A 17,044-nucleotide genomic window follows, 5' to 3' on the forward strand; every position below is an offset into this window, starting at 1 on the left:
AAGACACTGTTTGTAGGCGTTTTTTCAGTTCCTCTTCGCTCTCGGCGATCGCAATTTTAAATGGGCGGCTCATGGTTCTGTTAACTTACCTAGTTTGCTTCTCCCCATTATATGCAGATTCATTTTTAATTGGTATAAGATGTATAACTATTTACTAAATAACTACGATACCTTCTCTACGAGATGCTACGCGAACGGTGAGCTACGCGATCGCAACTTTCACTTTTCATTCGCTGATTTCGAGCGGGTAGGGTTTATCTTTATTTAAAGAGAGAGATTAAATCTTATATAAACCATACGAAAAAGTAGCTATGGCAAGTGGTGAAGTATTTGATACCAAAACAAAATCCCTATCTGTGCCAAGAGTAAACCTGCTGACCATGTTTCGGCTGGGTTTATTTCAAATGGGGTTGAGTATGATGTCCATTTTGACTCTGGGAGTACTCAACAGAGTCATGATTCAAGAAATAGCAATTCCAGCGACGCTAGTATCAGTAGTTCTAGCACTGCCTTTATTTGTTGCTCCTTCCCGTGTCTGGTTCGGCCAGATTTCCGATGCCAAGCCGTTATGGGGAAACCACCGCACAGCTTATGTTTGGGTAGGCGCGGCAATATTTGCGATCGCAGCATTTTTAGCTGTACAAGTAATGTGGCAGATGAATCTTGCCGCTACTAATGCAGGTGGTTGGGCATGGACAACCCAAACAATCGGCTGGACAGCACTTTTGGCTTTAGTTTTCGCTGTATACGGTCTAGGAATTTGTGCTAGCAGTACTGCCTTTGCTGCTTTGTTAGTCGATATATCTGAAGAAGATAACCGTTCTAAAGTAGTCGGTGTGGTTTGGTCGATGCTAATGGTAGGGATTATTGTTGGGGCGATTATCAGTGGCAGCTTGCTAAAACAGTTAACGCCAGAAGCAACCGTAGAAACTTTGCAAGGATCGGTCAACAGGTTATTTTTTATCGTCCCAGCAATTGTATTTGGTTTAGCGATTGTAGCGACATTTGGCGTAGAAAAAAAATACTCCCAATACTTAACCCGTTCCACATTGGTGAACCGCGAAGATAGCATCACTCTAAACAATGCTTGGAAAATATTGACAGCTAGCCCACAAACAGGAATATTTTTCACCTTTTTATTGGTGATGACCATCAGTTTATTTATGCAAGACCCGATTTTAGAACCTTATGCGGGTCAAGTTTTTAAAATGCCCTTAGCGGAAAGTACCAAATTAAATGTTTTTTATGGAACGGGTCTACTGATTGCCTACGGTGTTACGGGCTTTTATATTGTCCCGCGTTTGGGTAAGCGCAGAACTGCACGTTTTGGCTGTATGTTGGTAGCGTTATGTGCAATCTTGCTAGCTATATCAGGATTTACAGCTAATGCAGCAGTTCTCAAACTAAGTTTAGTCTTATTCGGTTTAGCTACAGGTTTCCTAACAACGGGAGCAATTAGCTTGATGTTGGATCTGACCGCAGCAGAAGCCGCAGGTACGTTTATTGGGGCCTGGGGATTAGCGCAGTCCATCTCTAGAGGAATTGCGGTGGTAATCGGAGGTACAGTTTTGGATATTGGACGCAACTTTTTACCAAGCCAGGAACTAGCTTATGGACTAGTATTCGTTCTAGAAGCCGTGGGAATGGTGCTATCGATTTGGTTTCTGAATCGGGTGAACATTACAGAATTTCAAACAAGTACAAAGCAAGCGATCGCATCTGTTTTAGAAAGTGATTTAGATTAAACTGTATAGGGCATGGGCATGGGACGAATGACAAATGACTAATGACTAATAACCAATGAATGATTTTTGGACAACAATTCTTGATTTTGCCCAAACCACCACTACCAGAGTGGGCAAACAGCTAATGCAAGATTTTGGGAAAGTACAGGCTGACCAAAAAGCTGATGGTAGTTTGGTGACGCAAGCAGATAAATGGGCAGATCGGGAAATTCGGGATGCGATCGCTTCTAGTTTCCTTGGCTACGGCATTTTGAGCGAAGAGAGCGATAAGTCATTTCCCGGTACGGAGTGGTGCTGGGTAATTGACCCTCTAGATGGTACAACCAACTTCACACGCGGCATTCCCATCTGGACAATATCTTTGGGTTTACTGTATCGAGGTACACCCATTTTTGGGTATGTTTACACACCAACCTTGAATCAAGCTTTTCATGGTTTCTGGGCAGGTTCATCTGGTTTAGCAACACCAACAGGAGCATTTCTCAACCACCACCCTATCCACACTAGTATAGATAGTCCTAGCAACAATCACTTTTTTAACCTTTGTTCCCGCAGCACCGCAGTTATCCGCAACGGCTTTCCCTGCAAAATTCGGATGTTGGGTGTAGCTAGCTATAACTTTTTGACAGTTGCTACTGGGGCTACTCTCGGTGGAATTGAGGCGACACCAAAAGTTTGGGACTTAGCGGGGGCTTGGGTAATTGTCCAAGCCGCTGGTGGAGTCTGGGCTTCGCTGAAGTCAGAGCCGTTTCCATTGTCACCGGGAGAAGATTATAGCGATCGCTCTTTTCCCACCCTTGTGGTTAGTCGTCCCGAATTAATTCCGGTATTTCAACCTTTTCTCGAAGGTGTAAAAATTTAATTTGCATTAATTTGCAACTCGTTAAACTGGAAACAGCGATCTTGTTAATCAGCTTAGTGGAAAATAGCATAACCGATATTAAACTTAACAAAACTCTAGTTAAACAAAGAATTGAGTATAAATAAAGCTGGTAATAATCCCGATTTCAGCGCCAGACCAGTGTAGTTATTAATTTAAGTAGTATTGTGGCTTTCATCACACTGGTTAATTTAGTATAAAAAATTTTATGTTGTCTAATCTAGATTTAATTCGAGAGTTTGTACAAAACTCTATTCAGAAAAAAGACGTTTTGTTGTCAAATCCTGTTTTGACAGCGCAAACAGTGTATAAAATCAACCAACTGACAGCAAAATCTGAAGGCGTAATTGCCACTGCTCAACTATCTAACACCCGATCTGAATTCTCGATTTCTCCAAAATCAACCCAGTGGGAATTGATAAATCAGGCATTAGCAGAATATAGTTATATCCTGAAAGGAGAAGTAGATAGTCGGGGTTTCTATCAGTATCAATACTGCGAAGTTCCCAAAGGCTATCAAATGAATTGTACTAAATGTGTAATCCTATGGCGAGCCTGGTGGAAATATTGCAAGCATAGTTCAAGACTAGGGATTCCGTTAGAACTTCTGATTAGAACACGAGATTCATGGTACCCAATTAGAGATTTAATTATCAGTGACGGGCTTCTCTATATCAAAACCTTGGGAAGTGAGATTGCACTTGGCTCAGACGATTTAGTTACTTGGTTAAGCAAAGTTGATGTAACCAAAATTAAAGAAATACCTTCTACAGAGACATAGGTGTGGGTATGCGGTTACGGATGTATGCCCCTATATTTATTTGCAAACATTTTTCAAAGTGATATTGACAACATAATTAGGCAAAGGACGTGAAGAGAAATGAAAGGACTTTGGCTCGAAAATAAGCAGTTGCAATTACGCACAGATATTCCGGTTCCTGAGCCGCCACAGGGAGAAGCCTTAGTACGCGTCTTGCGTGCAGGTATCTGTAATACCGATCTGGAACTACTTAGAGGCTACTATCCCTACACTGGTATTTTAGGGCATGAATTTGTCGGCATTGTCGAACAAGGGCCAGAACACTTAGTTAACCAACGCGTAGTTGGAGAAATCAATGCTGTATGTGGGCATTGTCGGTTTTGTCGTAGCGGACAACCAACTCATTGCGAAAATCGTACAGTTTTGGGTATTGTCAATCGCAACGGTGCCTTTAGTGAATATCTTTGTTTGCCGGTAGAGAACCTGCATTTAGTACCGGATAATGTGCCGACAGAAGTAGCAACATTTACTGAACCTGTAGCAGCAGCTTTGGAAATTCAGCAGCAAGTGCCATTGCATCCAAACCATCGGGTGCTAGTAGTTGGAGATGGCAAACTAGGGCAATTAGTAGCTCAGACACTAGCTCTAACTGGCTGTGAACTCGTAGCTGTGGGGCGTCATCGAGAAAAACTGGCTAACTTAGAAGCACGGGGAATAAAAACGAGTCTAGCTGATGATATTACAGATGGATATTTCGATATCTCAGTAGAATGCACTGGCAATCCAGAAGGATTTGCGATCGCCCGCCGTGCCTTACGTCCCCGTGGTACTCTTGTACTGAAAAGTACTTATGCTGGCAACCTCAGCCTAGATGCTTCTTCCTTAGTAGTAGATGAAATTACCCTCATCGGCTCCCGTTGTGGCCCCTTTACCCCAGCCCTCCAGCTACTAGCCACAGGACAAGTTAATGTGCAACCCCTGATTCATGCCACCTATCCCCTCATTGAAGGGCTTGCAGCTTTTGAACACGCCCAGAGTCGGGGTGTTTTAAAGATATTGTTAGAGATTAGTTAATAGTCATTTGTCATTTGTCATTTGTGCATTAATTATTTTCCCTCTGCCTCTGTGCCACCTGCTCTCTTGTCTGCCTTATTTTCTAACCAGTCTCTCGCCACTCCCTGGTTCCTAATACCTACCTGCTAACTAATACAGATAAGGATTTGTCTTCGGTTGATAGTCAGAACAATCGATTGCTTCTTCTGTATTGGCAATATATGGGCGTACAGTACATTTAAGACGGTAATTGTCGGTAAAAAATTGGCAACCAGTGCAGGGGATTTGATGCATTTGCTTAGCTGTAGCCACGCTATCTCGCGCCGCCGTCCAAAGACTCAACATCACGAGAATAGTTACAGTCCAAGCAGTGATAAAGCATATTGGGATTAGCAAAGGTTGAATCGCGTGAATCAGGAAAGATATAAGTTCTAACACGGCATTTTCTGATACAAATTAGGAGTTAAAAGTATATTAACTCCTAACTCCTAATTCATAACTCTACTGAGAAGTATATTAAACACCAGCATGACCCAGTGCTAAACCTGTTACCAGCATTCCCAAAACAAGAAACGGTTGGGCGCTGGCTTGGTACTTAACATCGTTCTTCACGGGGTCGCGTAGAAAATACATATCCTGCAAGGTGATTTGCGGAATGATTAAGAGTATTAGTATTGTTGCATACAAATTTTCGTGGATGCTGACGAGATAAGCTGCAATCAATCCTTGAAATATATCAATTGTCGCGACACAAATCCATGCCGCAGTGGTGATACCAAACATAACGGGTAGTGAATTTAATCCTAGCTGGCGATCGCCTTCTACACTCTTGAAGTCATTGACAATGGCAATACCCAATCCAGCCAAGCTGTAGAACATTGTCAAAATCACAATTGTGGAATTCAGTTCTCCAAATAAAGCGTGTCCTGTAGACCAAGGTAAAGTAATGTAGCTTGCACCCAAGGCGTAGCTACCTAGCCAGCCGTTTTGCTTGAGTTTCAGGGGAGGCGCAGAATAAATATAAGCGATGAAAGAACCGATAATCGCGATCGCTGTAATTGTCGGGAATTCATGACCAGACCACACATCGAGCACAAATGCCAAACCATAGCCAGCAATCAGTAATACCCAAATCTGAATAATTACCTGGGGTAAGGGAATTGCCCCAGAGGGAATCGGGCGATAAGGTTCATTGATGGCATCGATTTCGCGATCGTAGTAATCATTGAGAATTTGGGTATAACCTGTCATCAATGGCCCAGCCAATAACATACAAGCTGCTACCTTCAACACATTTTCCAGCGTCCAAGTATAGTTACCAGAAGAAGCCGCACCACAGACTACACCCCAAATTAGGGGAATCCAGGTGATGGGCTTCATGAGCTGTAAACGAATTTTCCAAATCGAAGTTTCCCCAGCAGCAGCACCTTTCATCCCCAACATCTGCCTAGTTTTCGCACTGCGATCGCTAGTTGCTATTACTTGTTCGTTGGGATTATTTGCAACCAAGTCTATTGCTTCAGATGGGTTAGGGTCTGGGGGAATGGGAGTTGATTCTGACATAATTTTTACTGATTAATTGGGCATTGGAAATTGGGCATTGGAAATTGGGCATTGGGCATTAGGATTAAGTTTCATTCCCTATTCCCTATTCCCTATTCCCCATGCCCCATTCCCCATGCCCCATTCCCATAACTTAAAACGAAATTATCAAATAATTATTCTGAAACTTTGCTCCAGCAACGGGTCTGCCACTCAGAGCCGGGGGTAAGGGAATATTGCGTCGCTGATCTCCTGCTTCTACCGTGACTTCTGGCCCATATTGGGTGAGCTTGACTTGCTTTTTGTCAAATCCTGGTAAGAATAAGCGTACTTGACGATTGTGGATGTCTATTTCAATAGGTTTGGGAGCCTGTAAAGCTTGTGCTTCAAAGTTGGGTAGAGCGTCTATCAGTGGTTGCCAATCACCCGTGGGCGAGTCGGGAACGACGCTTACAGGTAAGGGTATAAATTCCTCTGACAGATTGATATTTGTCTCAATAGACACAAGCAAAACACCACCGACAGTTAAACCGATTTGTTGAGCGCTACCCCATAAATAACGAGCATTTGCTACGTCAATCGGATCTCCTGTGGTGACTAAGAAAGCAGCGAGACGCTTGGGATCGGCCAGAGCGGCTCTCCCCTTTTCTAAGAAATTATTGACTTGGTTAGTGGGCCCTGCAAAGTTATCCGCTGTCCAGTTGATATTGAAAAAACTGCTAATCAGCGGTTGAATCAAGGGCGATTCAGTAATTGTCTTCCCCAAGTCGGAGTTGACAAACAATTGCCGAAATCGCCGGACATACCAACTCAAAGATTCTGGTAAACCCAACGTTCGCAAGGTTAAAGAGTCGCCCGTGCCATCGTAGACGATCGCATCATATTTACCACTGGCATCATATTCGCGAATAGCGTTCAGCGCTAGGGCGTTGTCCATCCCCGGCAAGACTACCAGTTCTTGACCAAAAACGTCTTTGAAGATGGGCGTGCGGAGATATTGCGCCTCAAGTTTTTTCACTTCGTCCCAGTTGCGCTCAAGCAGTACAGATGCTTGAAACTGTACCGCCTGTAACTTGGGAGAGATTTCTTGAGGATCGGCAGCAATGGGAGTCCCCAACAAAATTGACAATGTTGGTTCTGCTTGTCCTGCTAGAAGTACGCGCTTGCCTTGACTTGCCAATAATTTGGCGGCGGCGATCGCAATTTTGGTACGAGCGGTGCCGCCTTTGCCCAAAAATGTCAATATTAGAGCCATTAGTTGATTCCTATTTTCACCGCCGATCTTTTCAACTCCAACTTAGCACTCAATATAGACTCTCAACCTGTGCTTTCAACTTCAGAGCCAAAGAAAAATCCGGATCTGAGTTTTTTACTACTACACAGGTTTGATTTCATCTTCAAAAAACCAAGTAGAATAATTGTCTTCAAACATCACCACTACACCGATTCCACCACCATCAGTGACTTTGTAGCCTTGGATAATACCCACTTGTCCGAGTTTTTTTACAACTGGGGGAGAAACGCGATCGCGCAAACGATAGACTTTAACCTTTTGTCCGATTTCCATGCCTGATTACAATTCAGATAAACCAAGTCTCAGTGTAGCGGAATCCGTGACTCTGCTCTCATAAATTCAGGGGAGATGGGGAAGAGATGAGAAAGAATAACTCCTAACTCCTGACTTAACAGCTTAAAATTAAATCGGCAACCAAACAGGTACATACCCAATGTTTGTCACAACGCAACAGCTAGAATAACAGATACCCGATGCAACTCGGTTGTTAAGTGATGAGCTGAAGATGGAAACTTCGTTGTACTATATACAACGACTACTGCTAGTAACTTCTCTTGAGTAGCTGTGGCGTGACTTTTATGATTTCTTTATCGGTGCGAATTTAACAATTTATTTTAGCCGTCAGTAGTTGCGAAGTCGAGATTTTCGAGCCCTAGACTTTTTTTGGTTAAAGACACAGAAAAGCGAGGGCGCAATTGCTGGGTAGTGTTAGAAGAACCCGATCGTTATCTAGATTTGATTATTGAATAACGTCAACGGGCTGATAAATTAGCAGAGTACGAGCGCAAGGAATCGATCCAGATAACTTGAGTTAAGCAAAAACTCGCATCCTTAACAAGGAAAGCAGCCTTGCAAACAGAAGTTATATTTGTAGTAAAAACACACTTGACAATAACCGATTCATAGTATGATTACGAAGATAATTTGGATACAATTTTCTAGGGATGATAGATTTTAAAAGTACTAAAAGGATTGACAACAAATAAATTACTACTACTTGTGGAGGGGCAGGATACCCGCTTAAAGCCAAAGGCGGATGAGACGCCCACCTCACAAGAAGTTGTTGGATGTTTTTTATTTGAAAGTCGCTAAACAAGGAACTTTCATAAATATAATAGGCTTCAGTAAGAGCAGTTTGGTAAGTGAGTAGTAGTGAGAGAAGGAGCAAAAATTGTTGCCGGCAATGCGAGGATTTGTACGTAGGGTAGGAGGATTGAGGCGTATCTTTCCCATAGAAGAACAGTTGTGGGTGAAGTTCGACTTACTGAGAACTTTAGTACGCCGAGATTTAGAGGCACGTTACAAGGGTTCTGTTTTGGGTAACTTGTGGCCTTTGCTAAATCAGCTATCACAGTTACTGATTTATACTTATGTATTTTCCACTGTGCTGAAGGTGAAACTTACTACTTTCAAGGGTTTACCAGCAAACGATTTCACCTTTGGTTTGTGGCTATTTGCAGGGTTACTCCCTTGGATTGCTTTTAGTGGTGGTTTAATGCAGTCCGCTAATTCGGTATTAGGACAACCAAATTTAGTCAAGAAGGTGGTGTTTCCTCTAGCTTTATTACCTTTAGTGCCAGTTTTATCAACATTCATTGAGAGTTCTTTTGGTTTAATGGCATTGATTTTTTTCGTGGCGGTCAATGCTCATACTTTACATACTACCTTGGCGCTATTACCCTTGATCTGGCTAACGCAATTATTGCTAACAGCAGGGTTGGGCTATTTAGCAGCCGGACTAACGGTGTTTTTGCGAGATATCCCGCAGAGTTTAGGAGTGATTTTAAATATTTGGTTTTATGCTACACCACTTGTCTATCCAGCATCAACAATTCCAGAGCAATGGCGGAGTTTGGTATTCTGGTTAAATCCAATGGCAGCGATCGCTGAAGTTTATCGCGACCTAGTGTTAGTTGGGGAGGTGAAGCATTGGGGTGAATGGGGAGTTGCTTCTGCGATGGCCGCTATTATATTTTGTTTTGGTTTCTTAGTATATAAGCATTTGCGTCCGGCATTTGCTGATGTGTTGTAGCAGAGTTCTACTCGTAAATAACTCCATCAATCAGCTTAATAGTAATGTGAAAGATGCGGTTTGAAATATAAATTATGTATCCTCCAACAAAGAATGGAATACTTGATAGCTTAAATCGATCATTTATTTGCGATCGAGTTGTGCAGTGTTGAATGTTCTAGTAGTAAATATGTAGTGATATGGGTGAGAAAATTGCAATTTCGCTGAAGAATATCTCGAAATGTTACAAGCGGTATGCTAGTCCGGGAGATAGACTTAAAGAAATTTTACTACCTGGCAAAAGCCATTCACAAGAATTTTGGGCATTACAGGATATTAATTTAGATGTTGCTAAAGGCGAGACTTTAGGAATTATTGGCCAAAACGGATCTGGCAAAAGTACTCTACTGCAAATTATTGCAGGCACGTTAACACCAACGACAGGTGAAATTGAAGTCAAGGGGCGGGTTTCTGCTTTGCTCGAGCTAGGTAGTGGGTTTAATCCTGAATTTACTGGCAGACAAAATGTATTTTTTAATGGGCAAATTTTAGGATTAAGTCGAGCAGAAATAGAAGCAAAGTTTGACAAAATTGCTTCTTTTGCTGAAATTGGCGATTTCATGGAAGAGCCAGTAAAAACATACTCTAGCGGTATGTTTGTTCGTTTAGCATTTTCAGTAGCAATTAACGTTAACCCAGAAGTTTTAATAGTAGATGAATCTTTAGCAGTAGGCGATGGTATCTTTGTCCATCGTTGTATGGCCAAAATTAGAGATTTTCAAGATACCAGTGGGACAATATTATTTGTATCTCATGACATAGGATCTATTTCACGCCTGTGTTCAAAAGCTCTCTGGATTAATAAGGGTTTAATAGTAGATTCTGGAAAACCACCTGAAGTATGCAAACACTATCAAGCATGGGTGCATGAAGAAGTGAATAAGAGACATAAAGTAAATAATGCAGTATTACAGCAGGATACAGCGGAAATTCCTGAATCGGTAGAAATAGATGTTTGTCAAATTACTAACAAGCAATTAAATACTTATACGAATAAGCCATATATAGCTTTTTCCGGTTTTGAAAGATTTGGGACAGGGAGAGCGGAAATTAATGGTATATCAGTACTTTGTGCAGACAATAAACCTCTGAAATTAGCGTATCCAGGAGATGTAATTAAAATCAGAGTTAGCACTTTTATCCATGATAATGTTAGAAAGCCAAATGTCGGCATAGCTTTAGTTGATAGATTACGTACTGTCCTCTCAGGGTGGAGTACTGAACTAATAGACCTAAATTTTGGTAATGACTGGTTATCCAAGTCGCAAAAGGGAACAACAATTATTGAATTTGAAATAGTTTGGCCTCACTTGACTGGTGATACTTATGCTATAGATATTGCATTTGCTGATGGTTCAAACGATAGTAATGAAATGTTAGATTGGATTCAAAACGCAACTGTTATCCAATCAGCTACAAACGAAATTGTACATGGATTAATCCAATTATCCAGTACCAAGGTAAGGCTATGTGAAGAATTACTATGTACAAGCTAATTGAAAAATTTATTAAGTCTAAAATAGAAATATGGATGAAATCTCGCATTGAAAATCATCTTGATAAACTTATATCCCAAGGTTATTTTGATGAGCGTATCAAGCAAGTAAATTTAACCCAATATGTAGTTTTTGGGGATTCTCAAAGACTAAAATTATCACCTACATGTATTGTTAATAATGCACTATTTAATGTATCATCAGGAAGCATTTCAGTAAGCGATCATGTTTTTTTTGGTCATAATGTTAGTTTGATAACCGGGACTCACAACTATACTAAATTCGGATTAGAAAGAATGGAAGACTTTCCAAAGGAGGGAAACGATATTATTGTTGAGGAAGGTGTATGGATTGCTAGTAATGTAACAGTTATTGGGCCTTGTAACATTGGGAAACATTCTGTAATAGCAGTAGGTTCAGTTGTTAAAGGAAATATCCCTAGCTATCATGTTGTTGCAGGTATTCCTGCTAAAACTATAAAACAAATAAAATATCCTCTTTAATAATAAGGAAAATTAATTAAGTCTATGATACAGAATTTAATTTGCTGAGGAAATAATAGATTAAGAAACAGAATTAAAAAACATACTTGCTCAATTTCTAAAAAAAATAATATATATAAAACCTATTTGTTTGAGGTAAATGCATGAGTTTGAGATATGTACAGGTTTTAGACGCATTAGATTTTGGTGATGCGGTATCAAATCAAGTAATCCGAATTCATCAGATGCTTATAGAAAAGGGTGAAAAAGCACAAATTTTTTCTAAATATGCAGATTATCGAGTAGAAAAACACCGGAAAAATATCACTGAGTTTTGTATGGATGAAGATACTGTTATCATACATCACTTCTGTGGCTACTCAGAAATTGCAGATGCAATCAGTTCTTTGCGTGGATACAAAATCTTTGTATACCACAACATAACACCTTATACTTTTTTTGATAAAACAGCAGTATTATATAAATTTTGTCAAAAAGGTCAAGCTCAACTTCAGGAGATTATTAGCAAGTATAATTTAGTTTTAGGAGATTCACCATTTAATTGTCAAGAAGCTAAAAATTTAGGAGCTAGCCAAGTTAAAGAACTTCCAATTATAGTTACTGATTTTACTCAAACATTAATATCTGAGGATTTAGTCAAAAGTTTGCAAGCCAATCTTGATAAAGTTTGGCTATTCGTTGGACGTATAGCTCCGAATAAAAGGCAAGACCTTCTTATAGATATTTTTGATCATTATATTAAATTATATCCAGATGAAAAACATCACTTGTATTTAGTAGGTAGGTATGATGAAGATGATTATTTTTACAAAAAGCTTTGCTTCAAAATCAATCTTTTAGCACTTAATAGACAAGTTACTCTTGTAGGTAAAGTTGAAGACGAAAACCTTCCCGCTTATTATAAAGCAGCAGATTTATTTTTATGCATGAGTGAACATGAAGGATTCTGTGTACCTATAGTAGAAGCATTTATTAATCAAATACCAGTAATTGCTTATTCTGGAACAGCAATAGCAGATACTATGGGTGGAGGGCCTGGTGCTCTTGAAAATCTGGATATTGAAAGTGCTGTTAAGCGCATTCATTCAGTGTTTACAAACAATACCCTTAAAAATGAACTGATTTCTCATGGTATCAAACAAGCTCATCGTTTCAGTTCTAATGCTATACGTGAACGTTTGTATGCAATTATAGACAAAATTACAGAAAAAGATTATAGAAAAGAGCCATTAAGGGTTTCTGTAGTTATCTGCACTTGCGATCGTCGTGACTATCTCAAAAGATGTTTAAACTATCTCAAAGATCAAAAGTATACGAATTTTGAGGTAATAGTAGTTAATGGTCCATCAACTGACGATACGATGGAAGTTCTTTCAGCTAGGAAAGATATAAGAGTAGTTCAAAATCCTCTGCGCAATCTTTCAGTATCACGGAATTTAGGTATACAACAAGCTTCTGGAGATATTGTAGCTTTTATTGATGATGATGCTTTGCCTTATGACAACTGGCTTTTTGAAATTGTCAAACGTTATAAAGAATTGCCCTCAAATATTGTAGGCGTAGGCGGTAGGACATTTTTTGCAAATAAATTTATATTTCAGTTTGAAGCAGGAATTTCAGATTTGTTTGGTGCAGCATATCATGTTTCTATTCATGATGAACGAATCAATCAACCTGATTTTTATAGATACTTAATGGGAACTAACTCAACATTCCGTAGAGATGCTTTGATTGCAGTCAATGGTTTTGATGAACAATATGATTATTACCTTGATGAAACCGATTTGGCAGTTAGATTGCAAAAAGCAGGTGGTGTATTAACAAATGCCAATCAAGCTTATGTGAGGCATGAATTTGCACAAAGTCATAACAGATTAGGGAAATATAATTTTAACTGGAGAGTAATAACTAAAAATACTGCGTATTTTGGAATTAAAAATGCCGCGAAATCGGCATCTTTATATACAAGGATATTGGTAACTAGTAAAAATATTTTCAAAGAACGTTGCTTAACTTTTATTAACGCTTGGCGTCAAGACGATTTGGAATTAAAATCAGCTATTTACTATTCTTATAGTGCAGTTATAGGTACTATACGTGGTTATTATGATTCTTGCTTTCCACGAAAACTCGGGCAAAATTTGAATTATGTAAATCACCCTTTCGTTTCTTATATGGAAAGCCAGAATACAGAAGGTTATATTTCTAAAGAAATTAAACTACATATTTTAATTATTTCTCAAGAATTTCCTCCAAACTCATTTGGAGGAATTGGAGCATATAATCAAACCCTTGCCCGAGAACTAATACAAATGGGGCATGAAGTAACTGTCATTAGTCGTGGTGCAAGAGATTGTACGGATGTGATTGGACCTCTGACTCATATTCAAGTTGCTTCTGTCGAAAATTATGATGGCATACCGCAATGTCCTATTCTTTCCAAAAATCTTGCTTGGGCAAGAAAAGTGGCACAGATAGTGCAACAAATTCATCATGAGCGCCCCATAAGTGTTATTGAGTCTGCTCTTTGGGATTTTGAAGGAATTGGTATATTAATGCTTCGTCCTGAATTTAAAGTACCACTCATAGTCCGCTTAGTAACACCACTTCTTGTATCTATAAAGATGAATGAATGGCAGATGAATGAGGATTTGAAGCATTGTGTGCAAATGGAACAGGAATTAATTCGCTATGCAGATAGTATTATTGCTATTAGCCACAGTATTAAAGATAGTGTTGTATCAAATTATAATTTAATTCCTGATGATCGCTGGCTTGTCCAGTCTTTAGGGGTACAACCTTGGCCTACTTATACAAATGTCACTAATTATGGTGAACTTCCCAAAGATTTAAAACGGGGAGCTATACAAATTCTTTTTGTTGGTCGCTTAGAATCAAGAAAAGGTATTGATGTATTTCTTAATGCCTTAAAACTTATAATGCCTCAAGAGCCAAAAATATTTGTTTGGATTGCTGGTGCAGATATTGGAGGCTGGGAAGAAAAAGCGCGTCAGATACTAGGCGATCGTGCATACGATCGTATCCAATTTTTGGGTATGGTTTCCGAGGAAAGGCGAGAGTTACTTTACGCTAACTGTGATTTTCTCGTGTTTCCCTCTCGCTATGAATCTTTTGGACTGGTGCCATTGGAAGTAATGGTTCACGGTAAACCTGTTATAGGTGCAAAAGCAGGAGCGATTCCAGAAGTAGTAGTGGAAGGCGAATGTGGTCTTCTTTTTGAACCTGATAATTCTCAAGAGTTGGCACAAAAAATTCTGATTCTCGTCAAGGATGATAATCTAAGATATCAATTGGGCATAGGTGCAAAGCAAAGAGTAGAAGTTCTTTCAGGGAGAAACATGGCAAAAGCTAGTGTAAAAGTTTACTGCTCTCTAGTTAATGCCGATACTCACATGCAGATAATCGATAGCCAAATTATTCAAAGATTTCAAAATAATCTCTTGTTACTAGAAACAGAAAAAGACAGTATGCAATACGATTCAATTAATAATACTGAAATTACAAATCAACATTTGCAGCATTCCGTAAAACAATCTAATGAATTTATCACCCGTTCGGACTGGACTGTAACAAAACCTCACATTATTAGTTGGGGTTGGCTTAACTATATTATTAATCGTTTTGTAGTACCCAAAGCTGTAACTTTTATTAATTCCGTTCTTTATGAATCTATGCAGCGGCAGACTTCTGTTAATAATGCTCTAATCTCTAGTAACAAAGTTTTAGAAGATGATTTAAATTCAATCAAGAAGAATATCGCTGATGATAAAAAAAGTATCGAACAGTTACTAACTGTGATTAAAGAAACTGTCAAAGAAAGTATTACCAATGGAAATAATGTTGAACATCAGTTAGGCGCATTTTACGAAAGGATTGCGGAGGTGAATAAAGATGTGGAACATCAGTTAGCTAAACTCGATCGAAGTATTGCAGAAGTAAATAAAAGTATTACAGAAGTACATCAAGGTGTACAAAACCAGTTAGCTTCGCTTCATGAAGGTATTGTAAAGGAAAACAAAGGTACAGAAGATAAATTAACTGGGTTTTATGAAACTATTACAGAGGTAAATAAAACTATAGAATCTCAATTAGCCGAACTTAAGGAAAATGTAGAGAATGAAAAGCAGAGTTTAACGGATACTTTGACCGAGTTGAAAAAGTTAGTATATGAGACGCAAAGTCTCACTATTATTGAAAATGAAATGACCAGAAGTGAATTTAGTTATCGGTTAAAAGTTCAGGAAACTCAAAAACCAGTAATTCTCAATCAAGAAAAAATTGCGGCTAATTTAGACAATATACGCCTTAATCTTGGCTGTGGTCACATCATTATGCAAGATTATATTAATGTAGACCAAAGAGAATTAAATGGTGTTGATGTAATTGCCGATATAGGAAATCTGCCATTTGAAAAAGGGACTGTTGCTGAAATATATAATGCTCATGTTATTGAACATTTTACAGAGTATGAAATTATAAACCACATTTTAACTTACTGGTACGAATTACTAAAAAATGGAGGCAAAATAGTGATCGTTTGTCCTGATGCAAATTCGATGATCGTGGATTATGTAAATGGACAGTTCTCTTGGGATAACTTGAGAAAGGTTACTTATGGATCTCAAGATTATCAAGGAAATTACCATTACAATATGTACACTCCAGAAACCTTATCTCAAATACTCTCAAATTGTGGATTTAAAGATATAAAAATTGTTGATACAAAACGAGTCAATGGTTTGTGTTATGAAATGGAAATTCAAGCTATTAAATAATTTGAATAAAAATTAACAATTTTAAGTAATGAATCAATTATTTATTGGTATTATTATATCGGATTTTCTCAATGATAGGAAGTTATGTACGATAAGGACAGAATATTAGCACATCTCAATCAAGTATCTTACTGGTTTCAGTATTTTGAAGTAGCTCCAGGAATTTTCACACCTGGTTCAAATAATGTTGTAGATATATGCGACAAGTTACAGATACCAAAAGATTTAACTGGAATGTCAGTACTGGATGTAGGTGCTTATGATGGAGGATTTAGCTTTGAATGTGAACGTAGAGGAGCATTAAGAGTTGTAGCTTACGATCTTCCAGAACCAAGTCAAACAGGATTCAATGTTGCTAAAGAAATACTGGGTTCAAAAGTTGAATACGTACGTGGCAGCGTATACAAACTTGATTCAAACCAGATAGGAACGTTTGATATTGTTCTATTTGCTGGTGTTCTTTACCATCTCAGATACCCATTACTTGCTTGTGATCGCTTGAGATTAGTTACTAAAAGTTTGTGCTACATAGAAACTCAAGTAATTGATAATTGGTTTGTTACACCTAATGGTACAGTCTCACTTTCTCAAGTAGCGCCTAAATGCGTTTCTTTACCGATCTGTCAATTCTATGAGCACGCAGAACTTGGTAATGATACTTCAAATTGGTTTTCTCCTAACATTGCTGCTGTTCTTGCTTGGTTTCGTTCAGCTGGATTTGATATTAATCATCTTACTAGTTGGGGAGGCCGTGCTGCCTTTCGAGCAGAAGTTGCGCCAGGATTACCTAGTTATCAGCAAAGTATTTCCTATGAAGGTCTAGTTTCTGGTAATTCCCAACTCTCCATTTTGTAGACAAGGAAAAAGAGAATGGTAGGGCGCAGGCTCAGTTGCACCTTTTAAA

General features: G+C 38.9%; 13 protein-coding genes. 9 read left to right on the forward strand and 4 right to left on the reverse strand.

Features of this window, described 5'->3' with window-relative positions:
* The first annotated feature begins 311 nt into the window (after window positions 1-311).
* The 4 genes from RMY32_RS31605 to RMY32_RS31620 all read left to right on the forward strand — a co-directional run bounded on the left by RMY32_RS31605 (window position 312) and on the right by RMY32_RS31620 (window position 4,459).
* On the forward strand, window positions 312-1,745 hold the full coding sequence (locus RMY32_RS31605) for a BCD family MFS transporter (protein ID WP_322712818.1): 1,434 nt from the start codon (window positions 312-314) through the stop codon (window positions 1,743-1,745).
* A gap of 55 nt (window positions 1,746-1,800) precedes the next feature.
* Window positions 1,801-2,607 (forward strand): inositol monophosphatase family protein, encoded by an 807-nt coding sequence (locus RMY32_RS31610; RefSeq protein ID WP_322712819.1) that lies wholly within the window; start codon window positions 1,801-1,803, stop codon window positions 2,605-2,607.
* A gap of 226 nt (window positions 2,608-2,833) precedes the next feature.
* Window positions 2,834-3,406 (forward strand): hypothetical protein, encoded by a 573-nt coding sequence (locus tag RMY32_RS31615; protein WP_322694475.1) that lies wholly within the window; start codon window positions 2,834-2,836, stop codon window positions 3,404-3,406.
* 99 nt (window positions 3,407-3,505) lie between these two features.
* Window positions 3,506-4,459 (forward strand): MDR/zinc-dependent alcohol dehydrogenase-like family protein, encoded by a 954-nt coding sequence (locus RMY32_RS31620; RefSeq protein WP_322712820.1) that lies wholly within the window; start codon window positions 3,506-3,508, stop codon window positions 4,457-4,459.
* A 129-nt stretch (window positions 4,460-4,588) separates the two neighbouring features.
* Here RMY32_RS31620 and RMY32_RS31625 read toward each other — a convergent pair whose 3' ends face one another.
* From RMY32_RS31625 to RMY32_RS31640, 4 genes are all read right to left on the reverse strand, one after another.
* Entirely contained in the window at window positions 4,589-4,876 is a 288-nt protein-coding gene (locus RMY32_RS31625; protein WP_322712821.1) for a hypothetical protein, read from the reverse strand.
* A gap of 78 nt (window positions 4,877-4,954) precedes the next feature.
* Entirely contained in the window at window positions 4,955-6,001 is a 1,047-nt protein-coding gene (chlG, locus tag RMY32_RS31630; protein WP_322712823.1) for a chlorophyll synthase ChlG, read from the reverse strand.
* A gap of 133 nt (window positions 6,002-6,134) precedes the next feature.
* Window positions 6,135-7,235: an ArsA family ATPase gene (locus RMY32_RS31635; protein WP_322712825.1), complete on the reverse strand. Its 1,101-nt coding sequence runs from the start codon at window positions 7,233-7,235 to the stop codon at window positions 6,135-6,137.
* A gap of 120 nt (window positions 7,236-7,355) precedes the next feature.
* Window positions 7,356-7,547 carry a DUF2862 domain-containing protein gene (locus RMY32_RS31640; RefSeq protein ID WP_322712826.1) on the reverse strand — a complete coding sequence of 64 codons (192 nt, stop codon included), beginning with the start codon at window positions 7,545-7,547 and terminating at the stop codon, window positions 7,356-7,358.
* A gap of 910 nt (window positions 7,548-8,457) precedes the next feature.
* Between RMY32_RS31640 and RMY32_RS31645 the strand changes: the two genes are divergently transcribed.
* The 5 genes from RMY32_RS31645 (at window position 8,458) to RMY32_RS31665 (ending at window position 16,995) form a co-directional block, all read left to right on the forward strand.
* Window positions 8,458-9,306 (forward strand): ABC transporter permease, encoded by an 849-nt coding sequence (locus tag RMY32_RS31645; RefSeq protein ID WP_322712827.1) that lies wholly within the window; start codon window positions 8,458-8,460, stop codon window positions 9,304-9,306.
* Between the two features lie 179 nt (window positions 9,307-9,485).
* Window positions 9,486-10,841 carry an ABC transporter ATP-binding protein gene (locus RMY32_RS31650; protein WP_322712828.1) on the forward strand — a complete coding sequence of 452 codons (1,356 nt, stop codon included), beginning with the start codon at window positions 9,486-9,488 and terminating at the stop codon, window positions 10,839-10,841.
* Window positions 10,829-11,344, forward strand: a complete 516-nt coding sequence (locus RMY32_RS31655; protein WP_322712830.1) for an acyltransferase — start codon at window positions 10,829-10,831, stop codon at window positions 11,342-11,344. Before RMY32_RS31650 ends, RMY32_RS31655 begins: the two co-directional genes overlap by 13 nt.
* A gap of 143 nt (window positions 11,345-11,487) precedes the next feature.
* Window positions 11,488-16,140, forward strand: coding sequence for a glycosyltransferase (locus RMY32_RS31660; RefSeq protein WP_322712831.1), 4,653 nt, complete (start codon window positions 11,488-11,490; stop codon window positions 16,138-16,140).
* A gap of 84 nt (window positions 16,141-16,224) precedes the next feature.
* Complete coding sequence (locus tag RMY32_RS31665; RefSeq protein ID WP_322712832.1) at window positions 16,225-16,995, forward strand: class I SAM-dependent methyltransferase; 771 nt, start codon at window positions 16,225-16,227, stop codon at window positions 16,993-16,995.
* The last annotated feature ends 49 nt before the right edge of the window (window positions 16,996-17,044 follow it).

Source organism: Nostoc sp. ChiSLP03a, from assembly GCF_034531215.2.
In the GTDB taxonomy this organism is placed as follows: Bacteria; Cyanobacteriota; Cyanobacteriia; order Cyanobacteriales; family Nostocaceae; genus Nostoc.

Coding starts and splice junctions, on each gene's coding strand:
- RMY32_RS31660 (WP_322712831.1), top strand. CDS start 11,488: ATGAGTTTGAGATATGTACAGGTTTTAGACGCATTAGATTTTGGTGAT.
- RMY32_RS31645 (WP_322712827.1), top strand. CDS start 8,458: ATGCGAGGATTTGTACGTAGGGTAGGAGGATTGAGGCGTATCTTTCCC.
- RMY32_RS31650 (WP_322712828.1), top strand. CDS start 9,486: ATGGGTGAGAAAATTGCAATTTCGCTGAAGAATATCTCGAAATGTTAC.
- RMY32_RS31655 (WP_322712830.1), top strand. CDS start 10,829: ATGTACAAGCTAATTGAAAAATTTATTAAGTCTAAAATAGAAATATGG.
- RMY32_RS31615 (WP_322694475.1), top strand. CDS start 2,834: ATGTTGTCTAATCTAGATTTAATTCGAGAGTTTGTACAAAACTCTATT.
- RMY32_RS31640 (WP_322712826.1), bottom strand. CDS start 7,547: ATGGAAATCGGACAAAAGGTTAAAGTCTATCGTTTGCGCGATCGCGTT.
- chlG (WP_322712823.1), bottom strand. CDS start 6,001: ATGTCAGAATCAACTCCCATTCCCCCAGACCCTAACCCATCTGAAGCA.
- RMY32_RS31605 (WP_322712818.1), top strand. CDS start 312: ATGGCAAGTGGTGAAGTATTTGATACCAAAACAAAATCCCTATCTGTG.
- RMY32_RS31620 (WP_322712820.1), top strand. CDS start 3,506: ATGAAAGGACTTTGGCTCGAAAATAAGCAGTTGCAATTACGCACAGAT.
- RMY32_RS31665 (WP_322712832.1), top strand. CDS start 16,225: ATGTACGATAAGGACAGAATATTAGCACATCTCAATCAAGTATCTTAC.
- RMY32_RS31610 (WP_322712819.1), top strand. CDS start 1,801: ATGAATGATTTTTGGACAACAATTCTTGATTTTGCCCAAACCACCACT.
- RMY32_RS31635 (WP_322712825.1), bottom strand. CDS start 7,235: ATGGCTCTAATATTGACATTTTTGGGCAAAGGCGGCACCGCTCGTACC.